Below are 21,500 nucleotides of genomic sequence, written 5' to 3'. Positions count from 1 at the left end.
GGTTTATCCGTTATCAAGCTAATTAATAACTACCTTTGCGACCTGTACCGCTGTAGGTGAAATCCCATGAAACTTCAAAGGGTTCAAACCAAGGCGCAACACCGGTTTCTTTATCGATATGGCGACCAAAAGCAATATCTTTATTGTATGAAGGCGGGTAAATCTTATAAGTGACATTATATTGACCATTACCATCGAGTTTTAGATTCTCGCCATAGTGAGGGCCATCATTAGCCACCATTGCCATAAAAACGCCTTGTTGTTTTTTCGCTGGCGCATCTGATTTTGTCACGGTGTATTCAACAGTGAGGTAAGGGATCCAGTCACCTTCTGCAAAGCCATTAGGATTATCTTCTGTAGCATGGATATCGGCTTCTAAATGGATATCAGCTTTATCCGCGGCGAGATGGTTCATTGCATGATGACCTTCTTCGGTATCCATCGTGATAGGTTGAAGGTAAACCCCTTGAATTTCCATGCCATTTTTAATAATCGGATGGCCTACTGGGTACTCTAGAGCAAAAGCCGAGGTGGAGAGAAACGATAATGCAGTAAGAGAGAGTGCATAGCGATATTTCATATTTAACCCTTATTTATTGAATGATAATTGTTATTATTCTTAATAAGGTTAACACAATTGGTGTTAGGAATAGGAGATAATCGATACGAAAAATATCGCTTAAGTTTAGGAAAAAACCAGTAAGAAATGTATTAACATTTTCTTTTATAAAAGAAAAAAATTTGTTGTTTTAAATGGAAAGGATAAATAGAGTTGATCGTTATAAGTGATAATAACCATAAAAATCATCAAATTAAGAATGGCATATGGAAATCTTATTTATTATAGCAAGGTGATAAAAAGACAGATTTCCATATATGACATTAAATTTGGCTTTGAGCGCTCCAAAATTGTTTGGATTGTGTCAGCGCTATAGCAGAAACTTGTTCTTCATTAGGTGGTAAAAAAAAGGCAGGTGTCACTTTGAGTTCTTGCGCAATATGAAAAAGCATATCAACATCAATTTTGCAGAGCCCATTTTCATATCGTGAAAATTGTTGTTGGCTAATACCTACTCTTTCAGCAACAACCTTTGCTGATAAGCGAAGTTGCTGACGTTGCTTACGAATTTTATGCCCAATAATTTGAGAAATGGGATAAATCTTTGACATTAGTGACCTCATTCTTCCTATCAACCACCAATAATATTCAATAATTTGAATATCCTGTTTCTGTGATGGATCTTCAAAGTAAACAAGCACTCCGGCTTGAATGAGTAAAATCCATTCTATAGTGTTATCGGTTAATGGGATGAATTATTTATACCCGTCAAGCTATAAGATGATATTAATTTTCATTAAACAATTTTGATATCTTTCTTTTTTCTAGCAGGATAATCGAGATAATTTTGATAAACAGTGCTATATATTGCCTAAATACCATTTTATCTATTATTTGTGCTCGCATTTATGATTAATAAAGAGTAAATAATGACGCTATAACAAAAAAGATAAAGCCCTCTTTGACTGTGTTTATACTCGAAAATACCTTTTATATATTTTTTATGATGGTTATTTTTGAGTTTTTTTTTGTATTGGCGAAATGTTGCTTCTTAAATAGCGCAAAATCTAAATACCTCTTTTTACTTTATTGAAATTAATAAAATTACATTCACTTCTAATAGCCTACGGCGTTAAGATTGTTAACTATAATACTTAGGCAAGATTATAAGTATTACAGGGTTATTATCTATTTATCGTCAAGGTCGAGATTATGAATGTAAAAGATATCATTCGTCATGAACCATTTGGAACATTGCTAGGTTATGCGCCTGGTGGTGTCGCGATTTACTCATCTGATTACAGCAGTATCGATAAAGAAGACTATGCCGCTAATGATTCATTTCGTAGCTATATTGGTAATGAATATATGGGGCATAAGTGGCAATGTGTTGAGTTTGCTCGCCGTTTTCTCTATTTGCATTATGGCGCTGTGTTTACTGATGTAGGAATGGCTTATGAGATCTTCTCATTGCGTTTTTTACGTAAAACGATAGATGACGATATATTGCCATTACAAGCCTTTGCAAATGGTAGCAAACAACCGCCTGTAGTGGGAGCTTTGCTGATTTGGCAAGAAGGTGGTGAGTTTAAAGTAACAGGGCATGTTGCGGTTATTACTGAAGTACTTGAAGATAAAATTCGTATCGCAGAACAAAATGTTATCCACACGAGACTGCCGGCAGGGCAACAGTGGACACGAGAATTACCTCTTAAAGTGACGGATAACGGTTACTTTATTCAAGATACTTTTGACAATACAATACTATTAGGTTGGATGATCCAAACAGAGCCTAATGCTTACAGTCTTCCTCAACCTAAAATAGCTTCCGAACTGTTAAATATCCATGCCGAACAGCTTGATAATCAAGGTCAATTAGATGGCAAATGGTTAGATGAAAGCTCTCCATTAGAAAAAGCGTATGTCCTTGCGCAACATGGTCATGTTATCAACCAAAATAGCTATGAATACTTCACTATTTCAGAAAGTGCGGAGCAAGAGCTTATTCGTGCAAGTAATGAAATGCATTTGATGTATTTACATGCCACAGAAAAAGTGTTGAAAGACGATAATTTATTACGTTTATTCGATATTCCAGAGGTGTTGTGGCCTCGTATCCGTTTATCATGGCAAAATCGGCGTCATCAAATGATCACCGGACGATTGGATTTTTGTATGGATGAACGCGGTGTCAAAGTTTATGAATATAATGCGGATTCCGCCTCTTGCCATACAGAAGCCGGTTTAATTATCGAGAAATGGGCACAGAAAGGTGGCGTTAAAGAGGGTTTTAATCCGGGGGAACGCTTACTTGATGCATTGGCCGATGCTTGGAAACACAGTGATGCGAAACCTTTTGTGCATATTCTTCAAGATGATGATAGTGAAGAAGATTATCATGCTCTTTTTATGCAACAATCGCTGACGCAAGCAGGCTACGACAGTAAAATTCTACGTGGATTAGATGAGCTTCATTGGAATAGTCGTGGTCAATTAATTGATGCAGATAAACGGGTTGTTGAATGTGTCTGGAAAACATGGGCTTGGGAAACGGCTTTAGATCAACTCAGAGAAGAGAGTGAACAACAAGCACTGATCCCTATTCGTACAGGGCACCCAGATGGTGAAGTACGTTTAGTCGATGTGCTTTTGCGTCCTGAAATTACGGTTTTTGAGCCACTTTGGACGTTGATCCCAAGTAATAAAGCGATTTTGCCGATTTTATGGCAACTTTTCCCAGATAACCCTTATCTGCTAGATACGGATTTTACGATCACTTCACGTCTTACACAAAGTGGTTATGCCGTTAAACCGATTGCTGGCCGTTGTGGTAGCAACATTGGGTTAGTTGATCATAAAGAGAATGTACTAGATGAAACTAATGGCCAATTTGATCACCAAGAAAATATTTACCAAGAATTATGGTGCTTACCAAAAGTCGCTAATCGTTATATTCAAGTTTGTACCTTCACTGTGGGTGGGCATTATGGCGGATGTTGTTTACGTTCAGATCCTACAAGGGTCATTAAAAAAGAGAGTGATATAGAACCGTTGATTGTGGTTGAAGATAAATACTTTTTAGAAAAATAAGACAACCATATTTTGGTATTAATAATAGCCCGCCTTATTGGCGGGTTTGTTTTAAATAACAGTCGATTGTGAGGTGAATAAATAAAAATGATAAAAACATTCTTAACCCTTGATGAATTATTAACGTCGCTCTCGATACTTGAGCCAAATGAATGGATATATACTGAGATTACAACATGGAATAGTTATCCTGAGCAGGCTGTTTTTTATTATATTCCTTGGGATTACATCCAAGAATTACCTGATGATGAAATTTATCTGGATGATGAAGATATGGAAATGCCAAAAGCTGTTGAAGATAAAAATTTATGGGGCTGGATGGTGGTTTGTGATTTGGTTTTATTTTATCAAATCCAACAAGCCGAACAAAAAACCTTGCAGTGGATCATTGAAGAAATTAACTATTATCGTGAGTATGATGCTTATCGATGTTTGAGTTAGGTTTTATTTTAACGTTATGTTTAATAAAGAATAGTCTCAATATTAGGCCAATCATCAGCATAATGATCTGTCATTAATAAAAAACATTCGGCAATAGCACGGTTGAGTGATTTATGTTCAACAGTGTCTTTTTCTACTGAAGTGACAGACCATACTTTGTTTTTTTGATGATAAGAGCATGTCATTTCACAATCTTCTAATAAAGAAAGCGCATCATCTGCATTTTTGAGTAAATCAAATGGTGCACCATCGGGATCTAAAGCGCTCCAAACTTTTTCGGTTTCTGCATCAAATTCGATTTCATAACCATAACGGCGATAGATAGCGGTTAGGTTTATTTGAAAATCCGTATAATGACTATAGTGATGAATAGGTGGCTGATAGGTCTCTGGCTCTTGGGTTTCTCGATTATTTTTATAGTCTTGAATTTGTTTCTCGCGAGCTTGTGCGCGTTGATAGCCCTCGTCGCTAAATTCTAAAATACCTGCTTTACGATGAACGTTACTAAAATCCAGTATCGCCGCTCCGTAATAAAGTCCTTCCTCTGTTTTCACATCCAGCAAATCAACGAGGATATAGCGTTTATTTTCTGTGATATTTTCTTTATTAGTGATCGTTAGCCCTGCATATTCCGAAATAGCAATAATCTGTTGTGTTGTAAAGGTCATCTCTTTCATCAGATTTTCCTTAAAAAATTACATGCTTTCCTTGATTTGTTTTTTCAGCCACTGAATGAATAATTGTACTTTAGCATTATTTTTTTCATTTCGGGTCACTAGGTAATAACGCTGAGCACAAAAAAGCTCACAATTATCAAAAGGAATAATTAATTCTTTATTGGCCAATTGTTTTTGTACTAAACGCTTTCTTCCCATTGCGACGCCAGAGTGATTAATGGCGGCAATCACAGCAAGATCAGAACGATCAAAACAGATATTACTGCGATTAGGAAAGAGTGAAAGATCCATATATTCACTCCACGCTCGCCATTCATCAAAATCAGAGTTATTGCTCCATGCTTGTCTATCATGTAGTAAAGTGCAGTTAGAAAGATGATGAATATTATTTATAAGCTCATGTTTTTTAGCATATTCTGGGCTACAGACAGGAATAATTGATTCTGAAATTAAGTCTTCACAATACAGATTTTTTAACTGTTTATCGTCAAAATAAATTGCAAGATCAATACCATAACCTCGAAAGTTAATATCATCATTTCCTGTGAGTAGATTTAATTCAATGGATGGATAACGTTCCGTAAAATCTGAAATACGAGGAACTAGCCAACATTGAGCAATGGAAGGGCGTGAATAAACAGTTAGCACACCAGAGATTTCTTGATTATGAATATCCAAAATTTCTTGGTTAATATCTTCTAACGTTTTTTTAAGTGCCCAATAAATACGTTCACCTTCTTCTGTTAACTCAATTCGACGATGAAAGCGATTAAAGAGTTTAATGCCCAACTCTTCTTCTAATGTATTAATACGGTGACTAATGGCACTGGGGGTTAATGATAACTCTTCTGCAGCTAAAGCAAATGAAAGGTGACGCCCTGTTGCTTCAAAAGTGTGAAGTCTGGCTAATTGATAACTGGATAATCGTTTATTTCTTAAAATCACGCTAGAAGATTCAAACATTCTTTTATTCTCATTTCATTATTGATAGTAACCATGGTTAACAATCAAGGTAATATTAAGATGAAACACTATGCCACTATTCGTCATAATATGATTATTTGTGATTTTTATCACCTAATTGAGTTAATTGAGTTCATCTTAGTGCAAGTTTTCATCATTTGTAAGTACCGAATGATTAATATTCAATATGTTTAACAATAAATAAAATGTTTGGGATGGATATATGGATTCAACGTTATGGGTACTAGGTACTCTTATAATTAGTATCTTGCTCATTGTTTTTACTATAATAAAACTTAAGTTTCATCCGTTTTTAGCCTTACTATTGGCTAGCTTCTTTGTCGGTACCGCAATGAAGATGAACCCTTTAGAAATGGTCAATGCGATTGAAAATGGTATTGGTGGTACATTAGGGTTTTTAGCGGCAATTATTGGTTTAGGTACCATTCTCGGTAAGATGATGGAAATATCAGGTGCCGCAGAGCGCATCGGTATTACATTACAAAAATGCCGTTGGTTATCTCCAGACGTTATTATGGTATTGGTTGGCCTTATTTGTGGTATTACACTTTTTGTTGAAGTGGGTGTGGTATTACTTATTCCTCTTGCTTTCTCTATTGCGAAAAAAACAAATACATCATTATTAAAATTAGCAATTCCATTATGTACAGCATTAATGGCTGTTCATTGTATTGTTCCTCCTCATCCTGCAGCTCTATTCGTAACAAATGAATTAGGTGCGGATATGGGGACCGTGATTGTTGCCGGACTTGCTGTTGGTTTAGTTGCCTCATTAGTCGGTGGTCCGTTATTTTTAAAAGTACTAGGTGAACGTTTGCCATTTAAAACCGTACCTGAAGAATTCTCAGATATGGAAATTCGTGAAGAAAAAGATTTGCCTTCATTAGGTGCCACACTTTTTACCGTATTATTGCCAATTGTTCTGATGCTGATAAAAACGGCTGCAGAACTAAATATGACAAAAGGTACCTCGCTTTATACTGCTTTACAGTTTATTGGTAACCCAATTACTGCAATGTTTATTGCTGCTTTTGTCGCTTATTATGTGTTAGGTATTCGCCGTAATATGGGGATGAATATCTTATTGAAGAAAACAGAAGATAGCTTTAGCTCTATTGCTAATATCTTATTAATTATTGGTGCGGGTGGTGCTTTTAACGGCATTTTAAAAGGCAGTGGTTTAAGTGAGTCTTTAGCACTAATTCTTTCTAACTTGGATATGCATCCTATTTTATTAGCTTGGTTAGTTGCCATTATCCTTCATGCGGCTGTTGGTTCTGCAACGGTTGCAATGATGGGAGCTACAGCAATTGTTGCACCACTGATGCCTTTATACCCAGACATTAGCCCAGAAATTATTACCTTAGCAATTGGTTCTGGTGCTATTGGTTGTACCATCGTCACAGACTCATTGTTTTGGTTAGTGAAACAGTATTGTAATGCAACTTTAAGTGAAACTTTTCGTTTTTACAGTGTCGCGACCTTTATTGCCTCCTTTGTCGCATTAGGCGGTACATTTATGCTTTCTTTTGTCATATAAAAGAGAACGACTATGAACCATATAGATATAAATAAATTAATAAGTAGTTATCCACTTGTCCGTGACTTAGTGGATTTAAAAGAAGTGGTTTGGTTTAACCCAAAAGTGACCACCACTGACCAGGGACTTCCATATGTTGGTTTAACGCAAGATGACGTAATTGACGCACAAGCACGGTTACAACGTTTTGCACCTTATTTAGCTAAAGCATTTCCAGAAACATCTGTTACTAAAGGGATCATCGAATCAGAAGTGATTGATATTCCTAAGATGAAAGTTGCTCTTGAAAAGCGTTATAACACCGCTATTAGTGGCCAATTGCGTTTGAAAAAGGACAGTCATCTGCCTATTTCAGGTTCAATTAAAGCACGTGGTGGAATTTATGAAGTACTGACTCATGCTGAGAAATTGGCGATTAACGCAGGATTATTAAGTACAGATGATAATTATGAAAAATTATTTTCTGATAAATTCCGTGAGTTCTTTAGCCAATATAGTATCGCAGTAGGTTCAACAGGCAACTTAGGTATGTCTATTGGGATCATGAGTGCGAAATTAGGCTTTAGTGTGAGTGTTCATATGTCTGCTGATGCACGTCAGTGGAAGAAAGATAAATTACGCTCTCATGGCGTAAATGTTGTTGAATATGAACAAGATTACAGTATCGCGGTAGAAGAAGGTCGTAAAGAAGCAGAAAAAGATCCTAACTGTTTCTTTATTGATGATGAAAACTCAAAAACCTTGTTTTTGGGTTATGCCGTTGCCGGATTACGTTTGAAACATCAATTTGAAGAACAAGGTGTTCGTGTTGATAGTGAACATCCTCTGTTTGTTTATCTACCTTGTGGTGTTGGTGGTGGCCCTGGTGGTGTTGCGTTTGGGCTAAAACTGGCATTTGGTGATGCAGTGCATTGTTTATTTGCAGAGCCTACACATTCGCCTTGTATGTTATTGGGCGTTTATACCCAATTACATGAAGGTATTTCAGTACAAGAAATTGGTATCGACAACGTGACTGCTGCTGATGGCCTGGCTGTGGGGCGCGCATCAGGCTTCGTGGGGCGTGCAATGGAGCGCTTAATTGATGGTTATTACACTATTGATGATCAAGAGCTTTATGACTTGTTAAGTCTGTTAAATAAAGAAGAAGGAATTAAATTAGAACCTTCGGCTTTAGCTGGAATGGCGGGAGCTGTACATGTCACTCAAGCTAAAGATTACCTGCAAGGTTTATCACTAGATAGTCAAAATATGCAAAATGCAACGCATTTAGTGTGGGCGACAGGTGGTGGTATGGTGCCAGCAGATGAGATGCAGAAATATCTCACTCAAGGAAAATAGAGTGCAGGATAAGGACGAGAAGCTTTTGTCTTTATCGTCTCATATAAAAACAAAAGGGAGTGGTACGAGTATCCATAATTGTTTTTTAAAATAATAAAATATAAGCAATGTATTACACCAAGTGTTACATCAAATATTCACACCAGGATGTCACACCAGGGAAAAATGTCGTAGTATTATAATCATAAAAAAGAGGCACCCATTGGGTGCCTCGCTTATTTAAATGCATTGTTAAATTAAAATATTTTAGAAATCAATTTTGACATTGACCCCATAATTTCGACCCGGTAAAGGAGCTAAATATTTTAGTTGAGAAGAAGCCGGTCTTGCTTCAGTATCGGTGAGGTTATTAATCATAAAATCGACAGAAACATCAAGTTTATCTAAATGATATTTTTTACCTATACCTGCATCGACTAAAGTATAGGAAGGAAAAGTAATATCTCCACCATACATTAATCCGCCACTTTCTTTTTGTTTTTTATAGTAAGTAGCGCTACTAAATGCGGTTAATTCACCGTGTTGGTAATTAATACTGACACCATATTTTTCGTTAGGTAAGTTTGGTAAATAATTACCGGCAATAAATAGCTTTCTTTTACTTTTATTTTCGACAAAATCACCGAATAGCGTAAAGGTAAGGTTATGCTCGTGAGGCATTTCATATAAATACTTAAATTCGTATTCTAAACCTTTTGTTTCTAGATCAGTTTCATCCCATTCCATAACGGTAACACCACCACGACTAATTCCTGTTAATCGTCTAAATTTAAAATCACTGTAGTCTGTTTTATACAAATTAAGTTTATTAGAGAAATTACCAATCTCAATAACAGATGATAATTCAATACTTTTACTTTTCTCTGTATTAAATTTACTATTTCCCTGTTCTTCAATCAGATAAGCGTAATGAGGGCCATGCGTATAAAGCTCATTAATTTCTGGTGCTCGATAGGAAATATGTTGTTGTAGCTTTAATGTCCATTCATCAATTGGCATAAAAGATAATGCTAATGTATTCGCACTGGTATCAAAATGACGGTTTTGTAAATTTGAACCTTGTCCTCTACCACTATTATAATTATCTGGGATATTAAGATGGTGTTGAGTATAACCTTTACGGTATCCCGCGGTGATTTCAAAAGGAGATAAATTTAGCGACTCAATCCAATATATCCCGTACTCTTTGGTTAATACACTTGGTAAATAAGCATCATAACCAGACGTTTTCAGATCACGATAATTACCGTTAACGCCAACTGCACCATTTAACCGATTAAAGAGTGGTTCGTGTGCTGTTTCCAATGCTAATTGGTGACTTTTTGTCTCAAATACTGATGATGCAATTTGCCCCACTAATTCTTCATCTTTAGACTCAGAATAAGAGTAATAAAAAGCACTGTCTCTTAAAAAAGGCGTTAAGTGATCATGTTTTCCTTGTATATCTATCCGCCGATTATGATTTGAAACTGAAACTGGTTTATACATTTCTCGGCTAGTCTTTGTGGTGAGGTAAGCATATCCCGGTACACCGTAAGAGGTTTGAAAATCAGTAATAGATAAACCTAAATAACTATCATCTCTAATATAAGAAAGGGATGCATTACCACTTTGGCTTTTTAAAAAGCTATTTGGGATCTCTTTATTGTTATTTTCAACATAATGCTTAGGCGGGGTGACATGTTCAATCGATGTCGGGCTACCTGGCTTATATTGTGCGTTTGGTTCATTATTGACATAGCCAATACCTGAAAAATAATCTTTATCTTTAAAGGTGTATTTATCACCTTCACTTAACTCATATTCAACCTTATATTTTTTCCAGAACTCACTAATATAAGGATAAGCTTCAGGGTTACGACTGGTAAAAACTTTCATATCCACTTGGCATTGATCACGTAATGCAAAGTGTTCTTTAAGTTGCTGAAAGCTGTAGCAAGGCCCCGCTTTAGAATTCGTAGGAATTTTATATCTAGAGACACGCTTCGTCGCACCAGAAAGATTAAAAATCCAATTTTCTTCATCGCTGAGTTTAATATTTGCAGAGCCACCATTACCGTTATTGGTACTTCCATTAAAAGTCACTGCACCTGAAATGGCTTTTTCAGGTAACTGTGTCAGTATCCTATCATCCCATAAATGAATGGCACCACCGCTTGTACTACCACCATAAAAGAGTGCTTCAGAATTCTTACTGATCGATATTTCATTAATTCGGTTCATATCAATGGGAATAGGCATATTTCCACTAATAAATGAAACATCATTAATTGGCAGATTATTGACTAAAATACCGACACGATTTCCTGATAAACTTCGAATAACAGGTCTTGCAGCATTAGGTCCAAAACCTTCGGCTTGTACGCCAGCGACTTTTGCAACGGTATTACCAATAGTATTCGTTTTTATTTGTTCAAGTTCTTTTCCTTTTATTTCTTCTCGGTTATTAAGTAATAAAGAGGAAAACGTCTCTTTATTTTTTATTAGTGTGCCTTTAACTGTTATTGCATCGTTTTGATTTTCTTTTTCTTTGCCTTTATCATCATTGCTCTCTTTTCCATATAAAGGAGATGACAAAAGCATAAGAAAAATAATAGAGAGTTTACTTTTTTTCATGATATTTATATTAGAATGTAAGAGTAGCGCCTAAGATAATATTACGACCTGGTAAATACATTTCATCTTTAATATAAGAGGTACTGTCTTTCCCTTTTGCATCAAAGATATTATTAATCTTGGCATATAAGGTATAATCGGTGTTGTCTAAATAACCAATATATTCACTACCTAAACTAACCGTGTTATAAGCATCCGTAGGTGTTTCATACTCGGCTGTTTTATTCTGTTTTCCAAAATGATCAATACGGATTTGTCCCGTTAAGTTTCCTGAAAAATTATGTTTAATATAAGTACTTAATCGATAAGCCGGTATTCTTGGTATATTTCCTTTGTTATGAAGTAAATTTGCTCTGATATAATCACCAGAAATACCAATTAAGCTATCTTGGTTATAGTAATAATCAATATTTCCTTCTACACCTTTAAATTGTGCATCATGTTGAACATATTGTAATGAACGATAACCATTATTTAATTCAGCACCAGTAAACTTACCGTAAATATAATTATTGATACGATTGTAATAGGCACTCATATTAAATTGAATATCGCCTGTTACTTTAGTTACTCCAATATCAATATTATTTGCGGTTTCTGCAGTTAAATTAGGATCGCCTTTTTCAATGGTTCTACTTGCGGCATGAACACCATTCGCATAGAGCTCTTCTGCGACCGGTAATCTTTTTGTGTGTGATAGTGATAAATTTAAAAAATAGTCTTGTGTAAAATTCCAGGCTAATCCAGTAGAAATGGAAGATGCACTTTGTTTATTGGCTTTTTGAGTTTCTCTATTTAACAGTGATTGCCACTCTTGGCGAAATCCTAATTCATAGCGAAAATCACCTAATTGATATTCTTCTAATAAAAAGAGTGAGTGACTTTTTGTTTTTGTTGCGGGGACATAAGCCTCTTCACCGTCAGCACTAAAATCACGTTGATTAAATTGCCCGCCAATAACACCATGCCAACCTAAAATAGGTTGATGAGTGAAAGAAAACCTTAATTCATCTCCTTTGTTTTTAAATTGGGTACTGACTTCATGACCTTCTTTTTCATCATGATGATAATCGGTTCTGGCTGCACTGAAACGTAGAGATTCAATACCAACAAATGGATTGTTTTTTTCACCACGTAGATCCCATCGCTTACTCTCCATAATAATATAAGGAATACCATGTTCATGTTGTTCATCAGGGTATCCATGATTGTGATCATGATGATGATGGCCGACTAAAGGAGGGGTTATAGATGCGTGGTGGTGATCCTCATCGTGAAAATGAGTATGACCAGGCAATCCATATCGACGATGTTGTTCGCCATAACCAATACCAATATAACCGTCATCGAAGATCCAAGATGCGCCGATATTGGCCGATTGATTATCTTGATAAGAGCCAGCTAAACGGCTAGGTTCTCCTTGATGCAAGGAGGCTGGTTGTTTGTAATCGCTTTGATAACGTTTAGTGCCTTCAATACGCAACGCTAGATTATCTTGTCCTAATGTTAATCCGGCTGATCCTGTATTTCCTTTAGAAACAGAATCGTACTGATACTGTAATTCTCCCTCGTAGCCTTTTTCAGGCACTGACATAGGAATTTTGCTATCAATCACATTAATTGCACCGCCTATTGTTCCTCCACCATAAAGTAATGTTGCAGGTCCTTTTAGTACTTCAATTCGCTGGCTTAAAAAGGGTTCGCTTGTGATTGCGTGATCTGCACCAATAGAGGAAACGTCCATAAGATCACTGCCACTGTGTAATACCTTGACTCTATTCCCTGACAGCCCTCGAATAACGGGATGTACCGAACCGCCACCAAAAAAACTGGCATGAAAACCTGGCAAGGATGTCAACGTTTCAGCAATAGATGCACTACGATTAGCACGTAGATCCTCTTGTGTCAGAACCACAACGGGTATTGCCATTTTTTCTTGTGGTGTATGCAAAGGGGTCGAATAGACCTTTAATACATCAAAAGTCTGATTTTCTTTTTCCTTTATTGCAGAGTCTGCATTTACAAACAAAGAATAACTTATTGAAATAAAAAGTGTTGTATAACTAAAAATAGATTTTTTCATACCATTTATCCTCCTTGTTTTATTATGTTATAACGTAACATTTTGTAAATATTGTAAGTAAATATAATTATCATTAGCAAGTAATGATTTTTTAAAAACGATAAAAAATTTATAATTATTTGTAATTTAAGAATAAAAAAACAAAAAAGAGAATGTAAAAAAGAAGGAATAAAAAGGCGCCATAATGGCGCCCTGAAGAGAAATGATAAAATAGGGTAAAGGTGCTTATTCTAAAATAAACATACCATAAGGATGGATTTGGAGATAATAACTGTCGCCTACGTTAGGTTGAAGCTGTGTGGCATTGACTTGTAATAGCAAAGTTTGATTTTGCCATTCGACGGTTACCTCATATTGAGGACCCATATAAGCTACATGCACGATTTTGCATTGCTGACAGGCTTCGCCTTGTTGAGATAAGGTGATCGCTTCAGGCCTAACACCGACTCTGACTTCTGTTTTAGTCGTATTAAACGTGTCTGGCTTTGGTAGGCGATATTGGAAGATATCAACATAATCAGCGCCTAATGTGGCTGGGAATAAGTTTGCATCTCCCATAAAACTGGCCATAAATTCAGACGCAGGTTGGCGATAAAGGGTTTGTGGAGATCCTAATTGCATTATCTTGCCTTTATTCATCACCAATACCATGTCAGAAACCGCAAATGCTTCACTTTGGTCATGGGTCACGTAAAGAGAAGTGATATTAAACTGTTGTTGTAATTCACGAATTTTCTCTCTCATGCTACGACGTAAATTTGCATCAAGGTTACTGAGTGGTTCATCAAAAAGCAGTACTTTAGGTTTTAAAATTAAGGCGCGAGCTAATGCAACACGTTGCTGTTGCCCACCCGATATTTGGTCAACAAAACGGTCTTCAAATCCTGCTAAATCCACCAGCTCTAAAGCTTCTGTTACTCGTTGCTTGATTTCTGCTTTCGGGCGCCCGAGCATTTTTAACCCATAGCCAATATTTTCCCCTAATGACATATGAGGAAAAAGCGCATAAGACTGAAACACCATACAGATATCACGTTGTTGAATTGAGCGATCAGTCACATCTTCACCGTCGATAAAGATTTTACCTTCTGTGGGTTTTTCTAGTCCTGCGACTAAACGTAAAACGGTTGTTTTACCGCAACCAGAAGGCCCTAATAATGAAACCATTTTACCTTGTGGAATAGACAAACTGAGCTCTTCAATAACCGTATTAGAGCCAAAACGCTTAACGACATTTTTCAGTTCAACGAAATGTTGTTGTGTCATGATTTATACTCCGTATTACTGTGCATTTTTGGCTTTAGAGCGTGAAACACGGGCTTCGCCAATCAAATAGTCAAATAAGAAAATAATTGCCAACATCACGACGATTAAAATCGAGCCGTAGGCAATTGCGACGCCGTATTCACCGTCTTCAACACGGTTTAAAATATAAGCAGTTGCAACACGTGTATCAGGTGTAACAAGGAAGACAATGGCACTGACAGTAGTAATTGCACGCACAAAACTATAAATCAGCGCAGACAGAATAGCAGGGCGCAATAACGGTAATAGGACATAGAAAATGGTTCTCATTGAATTTGCTCTCAAGCTTAAAGACGCTTCATCGAGAGATTTATCAATTTGTCCCAATCCCGCAATACCCGCACGTATCCCTACTGGCACATTACGCATTGTCATAGAGATAATCACAATCGCAGCAGTCCCTGTTAAATAGAACGGGGAGTCGTTAAACGCAAGAATATAAGAAACACCCGCAACGGTTCCTGGTACGGCGAAACAAAGCATTGTTGTGAACTCAATACTTTTCTTACCTTTAAAGTCTTGGCGCACAACGATATAGGCGATTAACAATCCAAGAATAGCCGTAATAGGTGCTGCGATGCCGGCATATAACAAGGTATCCAATAACGAAGGCCATGCACCGTCACTCATTCCTTGACCAAATAACTTGATAAAGTTATCAAGGGTTAAGGTGTAATCAACACCCCAGTTAACGGTAAAGCTACCGTAGAAAATACTGCCATATAATAAGATATTAAAGACAACCCAAATACCGAGAACGGTTGTTACAAAGGCAATCAATGACGATGGCAAAGGTTGAACATCACCACGATAAGATTTCCCTGATACGGTGACGTAAGAGCGTTTACCAATCCACATATACTGCACACAGAACACTAATAGTGAGAATACTAAAAGTGAGGCACCTAATGTACTGGCGGATTGATAATCCAGTTGAGAGCCAGTGATATAGAAATAAATCTGTGTGGCAATAACGTCAAAGTTACCTCCTAAAACCAGAGGATTACTAAAATCAGCAAGCGATTGCACAATAACAATTAAAAATGCATTAGCTAACGCTGGCTTAAGTAACGGTAAAAAGACGTTAAAGAAGGTTTGATAACGGCTGGCTCTTAAGGTGTAAGAGGCCTCTTCTAATGACGGGTGAATGGTTTTAATTGCACCATCTAAAATCATAAACGACATTGGTGTAAACGCGAGGACTTGTGCTAACCAAATACCTGTAAATCCATATAACCAGTTGGTATTTTCAAGGCCAGCATAAGTAGCGAGAAACTCTGTCACATAGCCAGAGCGTCCCATCATGAGTGTGACCCCTAAACCCACAACAAAAGGTGGTGTAACAATGGGTAATATGGAAAATACACGGCCAATAATGGCAGAGCGCACCGCAATACGTGATGTGTAAATAGCTAGAATTAAACCAAAGAAAGTACAACCCATGCCGACCGCGATAGAAAGTGCGATAGAGTTCAGCATCACTTGTACAATATGGGCTTGGCTTAAAATGGCGATAAACTCAAATGGGGCAAAATTGCCTGCACTATCTTTAAACATCGGAATAAAAATAGCGATACTAGGGAAAATAATAAAGGCGCCAATCAAAGCAACAACGGTGATTAATGATCCAATAACGAAGCTATCACCGCCAAGCCATTCCAAGCGTGTTAAGGCGGTTTTCATGATCATTCCCAGTGAAATAAAGAGGATGATCGCAGAGTAACCTAAACCACGTCCTTCAAGTGTTGCGCTAACTATCGTAATAAAAGCACAAAGTAAGGCAAAACTCGCATCAAAATAGTGGCGAGAACGGTTTTCACGCTTAGGTGCGATTAATGGGCGAAAGAGCAGTAAACTCGGTAATACAAACCAGAGCCAACTAATATTGACGCTACTCCAGCCATAAGAGGTGAGCAATTCATCTGCTGTAGAATCTAAAAGACCGTAATCAAGGCTCCATGACGGCAGTAAAGCAAATGCCATCCAAGCAATTAGGATCCATAAAAATATGGGATCCCGCCTCTTTTTTTCAGGTAAAGCGAGTGTGTGAGACATAAATCCCCCGAGAGTAAATGTATTTATTATTATGAGAAAAAGAGAGCGAGAGGTTATCTCGCTCTGTTAATGAGCTATTTACCCATTTTTACTTCGGTTACCCATTTATTAATCAACTCTTTACGCACATCACTATCGCCATATTTATCCATGTCGTAGTTAATGAGTTTTAAGTCTGATAATTTTAGTGCCATTGGTGAAGATTCGGCCGTGGTATTGGTGAGAATTTGGTAAGATTTACCTTCTTTCCAGCTAATTTCTTGTGCTTCTTTTGAGAGTGTCCAGTCTACGAATAATTTTGCATTATCCATATTACGGGCATTTTTAATGATACTGACTCCCCCGATTTCATAACCAGTACCTTCACAAGGTGAAATTAATTCAAGTGGGGCGCCATTTTCAACTTCTAATGAGTAGTCATGTAAGAACCCAATACCAATGGCGGCTTCACCACGGGCGGCATTTCGTGCTGGGGCAATCCCTGACTTGGTGTATTGTGAAATATTCGTATTAATTTTTTTCAGATAATCAAAGGCTTGCTCAGTACCCCATAACTGGTCAAAGGTTGCCAATGCGGTGTAAGCGGTTCCTGAGCTTTGAGGATCGGCAATTTGAATTTCACCTTTATATTCAGGTTTAATTAAATCTTTCCAACAAGTTGGAATAGCGATGCCTTTTTCTTTTAAGCGATCTTTATTGACACCAAAACCTAAGATGCCGACATAAACCGCAGAAGAGTAGTTACCTTTACGTTTCGCGGGATCACGAAACTGTGGCATGATTTGATCAAGGTTAGGAGAGACATAAGGCTCTAACAGATCCATTTCACCCGCTTGTGAATGAGGATCCATCGTTCCGCCATACCAAACATCAGCTTGTGGGTTACGTTTTTCAGCTTCAATTTTAGCTAAAGTACTCCCTGAACCATTACGAACAAAGGTCGTTTTAACATCATATTTTTCGGCAAAGGCTTTTGTTTCGGCTTCACACATCGCATTTGTCGCACTACAGTAAACCACTAAGCGACCTGCAGCATTTGTAGATAAGCTAACAGCAGAAAGTGCCAGACCAGTAGCAACGAGTGTAGAGAGGGTTTTCAATTTCATGTTCAGAACCTTTTAAATGTGTCGTCATCGGAAAATGAAAGAGGGCCTACTAAATGCTCTTGTTTGCTGACATCAGCAATCAATAACGGCATTAGCAGAAGTCCCATTAAGGCCGCAGCACTGGTTAATAATGCGAACATCCCAGTCCAACCATAATGCGCCATGACCTGACTTAATGGCCAACCTGCCATTGCTGCCCCTAAGTAGGCATACAATCCCAAGTAGCCAGTTACCGTGCCTGCTGCGTTTTTATGGCAATATTCTGTTGCAGCAAGCCCGATTAACATCTGTGGTCCGAACACGAAAAAACCGATACTAAAAAAGCAGGCTGCGAGCAGAGCATAATGATGAATTGGAATTAACCAAAGTGCTGCTACTGCGGTAAAGAGTCCGAGTGAAAACAGCAATATCATGGGTGCTCGTTGGCCTCGGAATAATAAATCCGAGCCCCAACCTGAACATAACGCCCCTAATAAACCACCCACTTCAAATAACGAGAGAATGGCATTAGCACTCAATAAGTTGGCGCCATGTGTTTCTGATAACCAGATATTTCCCCAATCGTTTATCGCCATACGTATGAGATAAACCAAAATATAAGAAAATCCTAGCAACCAAATCATTCGGTTAAATAAAATGCTCTCTTTCAAAATAGTCAGCATCGGTTTGGGGGGAGAGGCTTGCTCTTGACGTAATTCAAAAACATCGCGTCGCCACACACCGACAGTAGGCAATCCTTCTTCTACTGGTGTACCTTTTAACTGAACACAGAGCCATAACCCAATAATAATGCCGATAATACCAGGTACAAGCAGTGCCACTTGCCAACTATAATGCGTCGCTAACCACGCTGTTAAAATGGGAAGACTCATCCCGCCAAGGTTGATTGAGATATTCCATAATCCCCACCAGAAACCGCGTTCATTGCGAGAATACCAGTGTGTTAACAACCTTGCACAAGGGGGCCAACCAAAACCTTGAAAGAAACCATTTAATGCCCAGACCAAAAGTAGTGCAGGAAACGAAAGACAATAGGCAAAAATAATATTCATAATGCCTGTCATCACTAAACCCACACCCATAAACCAGCGGTATCCCCATTTGTCATGGAAAACACCAGAAACAAATTTAGATAAACCGTAAGTCAGATAAAACAAGCTGGCGAGCCAACCGATATCCCCTTTATCTAAATTCAATTCAATTTGCATAACAGGCATAACAAAGTTGACGCTTTTACGTGTGAGGTAGAAAGTGGCATAACCAATAATCATCGACAGCATTAAGTTTCTGCGCCAAAAGTTATAGGTCTTATTTATTGATGCCGAATTTTTACCTGACATAACATCCTCTTTGATGTTGCAAATGTAAAAAAAATGTCGCGAAAAAGAATGAGATAAGGTTGTAGATGACTAAGACTTATTCTTAGTTTTCACTGTTTTCTTTTGAATTTGTGGGTAAGTTAACAATTATTTTCGTGCCGTGATGATTGATCACTTCCCATTCTCCGCCTAAAGCGCGAATGCGCTCTTCAATGCCACGCAATCCAAAACCGCTACTTTGTTGTGTTGATAATGATGTGGGGAGCATACCAATACCATTATCACTAATGATCAGTCTTAGGCGGTTTTTGTTTTGGGTTAACGAAACTTCAATATAGGTTGCGTTGGCATGTTTACTAATATTATTTAATAACTCTTGTACTAAACGGTAGAGGGTAAAAATTATGGTTTCGTTTTCAGGCTCTTTATCTAATGAATAATTAAAATTACAGGTGATGCCATTATCATTGAAGGCAAATTCATTGATTAAATGGTGAAGGGCTTTTTCAAGAGACATTTCTTCTAAAACAGGTGGGCGCAATTGTCGGAGTAGTTGACGTGTAGATTGATGAATTTGTAATGCTAGACGTTCTATTTGTTCACCAGTTTGTCGCGTTTTATCGTTATTGGCTGTTTTCTTCATTAGCATTGATTGAATTTGGATTGCGGTGATATTTTGTCCAATCTCATCATGTAATTCACGGGCAATCGCTTTTTTCACATCTTCTTCTGTATGAACCAGTTGCTCCATTAATTCACGTCTGGCTTGAAGTTCTTGCTCTAAACGTAATCGATAATGGCGTAAATTATGGGCTAATTGCTGTTGGCGGCTGATTGCTATCCCTAAACCAATGCCAATAATGGCTTGTGTAGTTAAGAACATTTCTAATTCACGTAAGTCATTAAATGCACCGTTTACTTGTCGAGCAAAGGTAATCATTAAGCTTCCGAGTAATGCCGATAATACGCCACCTTGCCAGCCATAACGGTAGGCCATAAAGACGTTAGGAATAAAAACGAGAATAACTAATAAGCGCTCTATTTCAGGTGTTAAAAAAAACTGAGCGCTTAATCCGATAAGGCAAAATAGAAATCCCCACATCAGTAAGGAGGTTCTTAGTGGTGGATCTGGGGTGCCATCAGCAATTAACGTTCGACTTTGTAATTCACGAAGATACTCATAAAGTAAAAAAACAAAGGGCGCGAGCAAGATCCCTCCGGTGACGGAGGTTAGAAAAATTCCGCTGGTGGTATTAATAAAAAAGCCAAGCATAAAGGCTTGTAATAGGCTATTAAAGCCCACAGCACCAATTAGTAGGGTTAAGCGTTGCCAATAAAGCGGATACCGCCACCAAATGCGTTGAACTTCTAAGGCGATAATTAGGCTCAATAATGGGGAAAGATAAATAATAGCATGTGTAATTAACTGCTCTTGTGTTAGCCAGTAATAAAGCCCCCATTCAGCAAACAACATCGGGAGCCAAAAGCGTCGCCAAAGCAAAATAATTAAAGCTAATCGCAAGCCTTGAGGTAAGAAAAGGGCGGCTTGTTGCCCATTCTTACTTAAATAGAAACCAATTACCCAAAGTGATAGCCAAAGTAAAGAGTAGGTAAGTAATAAAAAGAGGGATTGAAGAAGAAAACGCAGTCCTCTTTTCATGTTACAGCGATCCTGTGATCAACTGATTTTTTAAGGCGAAATGGACTAAATCGATGGTTGTCTCACAACTTAATTTGCCAAGGACATTGGCACGATGAACGTGCACCGTTTTATGGCTAAGGTTAAGTTGTATTGCAATTGTTTTGACATTAACGCCTTGCACTAAAAGATTAAAAATTTCTTTTTCACGGGGGGTTAATGTGTGTAATGCATCTTCTTTTTCAGGAGTATGCCGTAATGCTTTCATGGCGTCAGCGCAGAGATAACAACCACCTTGATGTACAGCTCGTACAGCTTGAACTAACTCTTCGGGGCCACAACGTTTTGTTAAATATCCATGAGCACCTGAGTCTAGCGCACTTTGAACGAAGGCTGGGGTATCGTAAATACTTAAAATAATTGTACGAAAGTCAGGGCGTTTTTGTTTTAAACGGCTTTGCAGTTGCAAACCACTTTCACCTGGCATTGAGAGATCCATGACGGCAACATCAATATCATCATGGGCTAAATAAGGCCAAGCTTCTTGCCCATTAGAATATTCACCGACTATATGAATATCAGGTTCCAGCATTAGCAATTGTGCAAATCCAGAGCGCACAACAATGTGATCATCTACTAAAGCAACTTTTATCATAATTTTTTATTAGTCAGAGAGTAGTCAGACAATACTTATCTGATTTATAACAAGCTACAGAAAGATAAGCGAGGAAAAAGGGAGAAGAAA

General features: G+C 37.7%; 16 protein-coding genes. 4 read left to right on the top strand and 12 right to left on the bottom strand.

Translation table 11 applies throughout. The features are described 5' to 3' along the window. Positions 1 to 22: 22 nt before the first annotated feature. Both GWJ05_RS04945 and GWJ05_RS04940 read right to left on the bottom strand, forming a co-directional pair. Complete coding sequence (locus tag GWJ05_RS04945) at positions 23 to 580, bottom strand: iron transporter (protein ID WP_036932803.1); 558 nt, start codon at positions 578 to 580, stop codon at positions 23 to 25. A 302-nt stretch (positions 581 to 882) separates the two neighbouring features. Next, a complete protein-coding gene (locus GWJ05_RS04940; protein WP_036932801.1) occupies positions 883 to 1,170 on the bottom strand; it encodes a helix-turn-helix domain-containing protein in 288 nt (95 codons plus the stop codon). Positions 1,171 to 1,771: 601 nt separating this feature from the next. Between GWJ05_RS04940 and gss the strand changes: the two genes are divergently transcribed. Together gss and GWJ05_RS04930 are read left to right on the top strand one after the other, a co-directional pair. Continuing rightward, positions 1,772 to 3,649, top strand: a complete 1,878-nt coding sequence (gene gss, locus GWJ05_RS04935; protein WP_087802994.1) for a bifunctional glutathionylspermidine amidase/synthase — start codon at positions 1,772 to 1,774, stop codon at positions 3,647 to 3,649. Between the two features lie 87 nt (positions 3,650 to 3,736). Beyond that, a complete protein-coding gene (locus GWJ05_RS04930) occupies positions 3,737 to 4,090 on the top strand; it encodes a hypothetical protein (RefSeq protein ID WP_087802996.1) in 354 nt (117 codons plus the stop codon). A gap of 20 nt (positions 4,091 to 4,110) precedes the next feature. On the opposite strand, the gene GWJ05_RS04925 is transcribed toward GWJ05_RS04930, so the two are convergent. Then, positions 4,111 to 4,767, bottom strand: coding sequence for a hypothetical protein (locus GWJ05_RS04925; RefSeq protein WP_036932797.1), 657 nt, complete (start codon positions 4,765 to 4,767; stop codon positions 4,111 to 4,113). A gap of 18 nt (positions 4,768 to 4,785) precedes the next feature. Continuing rightward, the gene (gene dsdC / locus GWJ05_RS04920; protein WP_036932796.1) at positions 4,786 to 5,730 is read right to left on the bottom strand and encodes a DNA-binding transcriptional regulator DsdC; all 945 of its coding nucleotides are present in this window, start codon (positions 5,728 to 5,730) and stop codon (positions 4,786 to 4,788) included. 223 nt (positions 5,731 to 5,953) lie between these two features. Here dsdC and dsdX point away from each other — a divergent pair, with 223 nt between their 5' ends. Together dsdX and GWJ05_RS04910 are read left to right on the top strand one after the other, a co-directional pair. Beyond that, positions 5,954 to 7,291, top strand: coding sequence for a D-serine transporter DsdX (gene dsdX, locus GWJ05_RS04915; protein WP_036932794.1), 1,338 nt, complete (start codon positions 5,954 to 5,956; stop codon positions 7,289 to 7,291). A gap of 12 nt (positions 7,292 to 7,303) precedes the next feature. Then, a complete protein-coding gene (locus GWJ05_RS04910; protein WP_036932793.1) occupies positions 7,304 to 8,632 on the top strand; it encodes a D-serine ammonia-lyase in 1,329 nt (442 codons plus the stop codon). A 246-nt stretch (positions 8,633 to 8,878) separates the two neighbouring features. On the opposite strand, the gene GWJ05_RS04905 is transcribed toward GWJ05_RS04910, so the two are convergent. From GWJ05_RS04905 to GWJ05_RS04870, 8 genes are all read right to left on the bottom strand, one after another. After that, positions 8,879 to 11,248, bottom strand: a complete 2,370-nt coding sequence (locus tag GWJ05_RS04905) for a TonB-dependent receptor domain-containing protein (RefSeq protein ID WP_161681131.1) — start codon at positions 11,246 to 11,248, stop codon at positions 8,879 to 8,881. Between the two features lie 10 nt (positions 11,249 to 11,258). Continuing rightward, the gene (locus GWJ05_RS04900; protein ID WP_115370451.1) at positions 11,259 to 13,331 is read right to left on the bottom strand and encodes a TonB-dependent receptor domain-containing protein; all 2,073 of its coding nucleotides are present in this window, start codon (positions 13,329 to 13,331) and stop codon (positions 11,259 to 11,261) included. Between the two features lie 225 nt (positions 13,332 to 13,556). Continuing rightward, a complete protein-coding gene (fbpC, locus tag GWJ05_RS04895) occupies positions 13,557 to 14,597 on the bottom strand; it encodes a ferric ABC transporter ATP-binding protein (protein ID WP_036932788.1) in 1,041 nt (346 codons plus the stop codon). Positions 14,598 to 14,612: 15 nt separating this feature from the next. Continuing rightward, positions 14,613 to 16,691, bottom strand: coding sequence for an ABC transporter permease (locus GWJ05_RS04890; protein ID WP_087803000.1), 2,079 nt, complete (start codon positions 16,689 to 16,691; stop codon positions 14,613 to 14,615). Positions 16,692 to 16,765: 74 nt separating this feature from the next. Continuing rightward, a complete protein-coding gene (locus GWJ05_RS04885) occupies positions 16,766 to 17,797 on the bottom strand; it encodes an ABC transporter substrate-binding protein (protein WP_036932785.1) in 1,032 nt (343 codons plus the stop codon). 2 nt (positions 17,798 to 17,799) lie between these two features. After that, positions 17,800 to 19,152 carry an MFS transporter family glucose-6-phosphate receptor UhpC gene (uhpC, locus tag GWJ05_RS04880; protein WP_082239417.1) on the bottom strand — a complete coding sequence of 451 codons (1,353 nt, stop codon included), beginning with the start codon at positions 19,150 to 19,152 and terminating at the stop codon, positions 17,800 to 17,802. A gap of 67 nt (positions 19,153 to 19,219) precedes the next feature. Then, entirely contained in the window at positions 19,220 to 20,776 is a 1,557-nt protein-coding gene (locus GWJ05_RS04875; protein WP_036932783.1) for an MASE1 domain-containing sensor histidine kinase, read from the bottom strand. A gap of 1 nt (position 20,777) precedes the next feature. Beyond that, complete coding sequence (locus GWJ05_RS04870; protein ID WP_036932771.1) at positions 20,778 to 21,410, bottom strand: response regulator transcription factor; 633 nt, start codon at positions 21,408 to 21,410, stop codon at positions 20,778 to 20,780. Positions 21,411 to 21,500 lie beyond the last annotated feature (90 nt).

Origin of the sequence: Proteus sp. G2626 (assembly GCF_009915985.1) — a bacterium.
GTDB lineage: Bacteria > Pseudomonadota > Gammaproteobacteria > Enterobacterales > Enterobacteriaceae > Proteus > Proteus vulgaris.
This window is presented reverse-complemented; position numbering and strand designations above follow the sequence as displayed.

Bases quoted from the DNA above. Each gene is read 5' to 3' on its own strand.
- GWJ05_RS04945 (WP_036932803.1), bottom strand. From the start codon at position 580: ATGAAATATCGCTATGCACTCTCTCTTACTGCATTATCGTTTCTCTCC.
- GWJ05_RS04940 (WP_036932801.1), bottom strand. From the start codon at position 1,170: ATGTCAAAGATTTATCCCATTTCTCAAATTATTGGGCATAAAATTCGT.
- gss (WP_087802994.1), top strand. From the start codon at position 1,772: ATGAATGTAAAAGATATCATTCGTCATGAACCATTTGGAACATTGCTA.
- GWJ05_RS04930 (WP_087802996.1), top strand. From the start codon at position 3,737: ATGATAAAAACATTCTTAACCCTTGATGAATTATTAACGTCGCTCTCG.
- GWJ05_RS04925 (WP_036932797.1), bottom strand. From the start codon at position 4,767: ATGAAAGAGATGACCTTTACAACACAACAGATTATTGCTATTTCGGAA.
- dsdC (WP_036932796.1), bottom strand. From the start codon at position 5,730: ATGTTTGAATCTTCTAGCGTGATTTTAAGAAATAAACGATTATCCAGT.
- dsdX (WP_036932794.1), top strand. From the start codon at position 5,954: ATGGATTCAACGTTATGGGTACTAGGTACTCTTATAATTAGTATCTTG.
- GWJ05_RS04910 (WP_036932793.1), top strand. From the start codon at position 7,304: ATGAACCATATAGATATAAATAAATTAATAAGTAGTTATCCACTTGTC.
- GWJ05_RS04905 (WP_161681131.1), bottom strand. From the start codon at position 11,248: ATGAAAAAAAGTAAACTCTCTATTATTTTTCTTATGCTTTTGTCATCT.
- GWJ05_RS04900 (WP_115370451.1), bottom strand. From the start codon at position 13,331: ATGAAAAAATCTATTTTTAGTTATACAACACTTTTTATTTCAATAAGT.
- fbpC (WP_036932788.1), bottom strand. From the start codon at position 14,597: ATGACACAACAACATTTCGTTGAACTGAAAAATGTCGTTAAGCGTTTT.
- GWJ05_RS04890 (WP_087803000.1), bottom strand. From the start codon at position 16,691: ATGTCTCACACACTCGCTTTACCTGAAAAAAAGAGGCGGGATCCCATA.
- GWJ05_RS04885 (WP_036932785.1), bottom strand. From the start codon at position 17,797: ATGAAATTGAAAACCCTCTCTACACTCGTTGCTACTGGTCTGGCACTT.
- GWJ05_RS04875 (WP_036932783.1), bottom strand. From the start codon at position 20,776: ATGAAAAGAGGACTGCGTTTTCTTCTTCAATCCCTCTTTTTATTACTT.
- GWJ05_RS04870 (WP_036932771.1), bottom strand. From the start codon at position 21,410: ATGATAAAAGTTGCTTTAGTAGATGATCACATTGTTGTGCGCTCTGGA.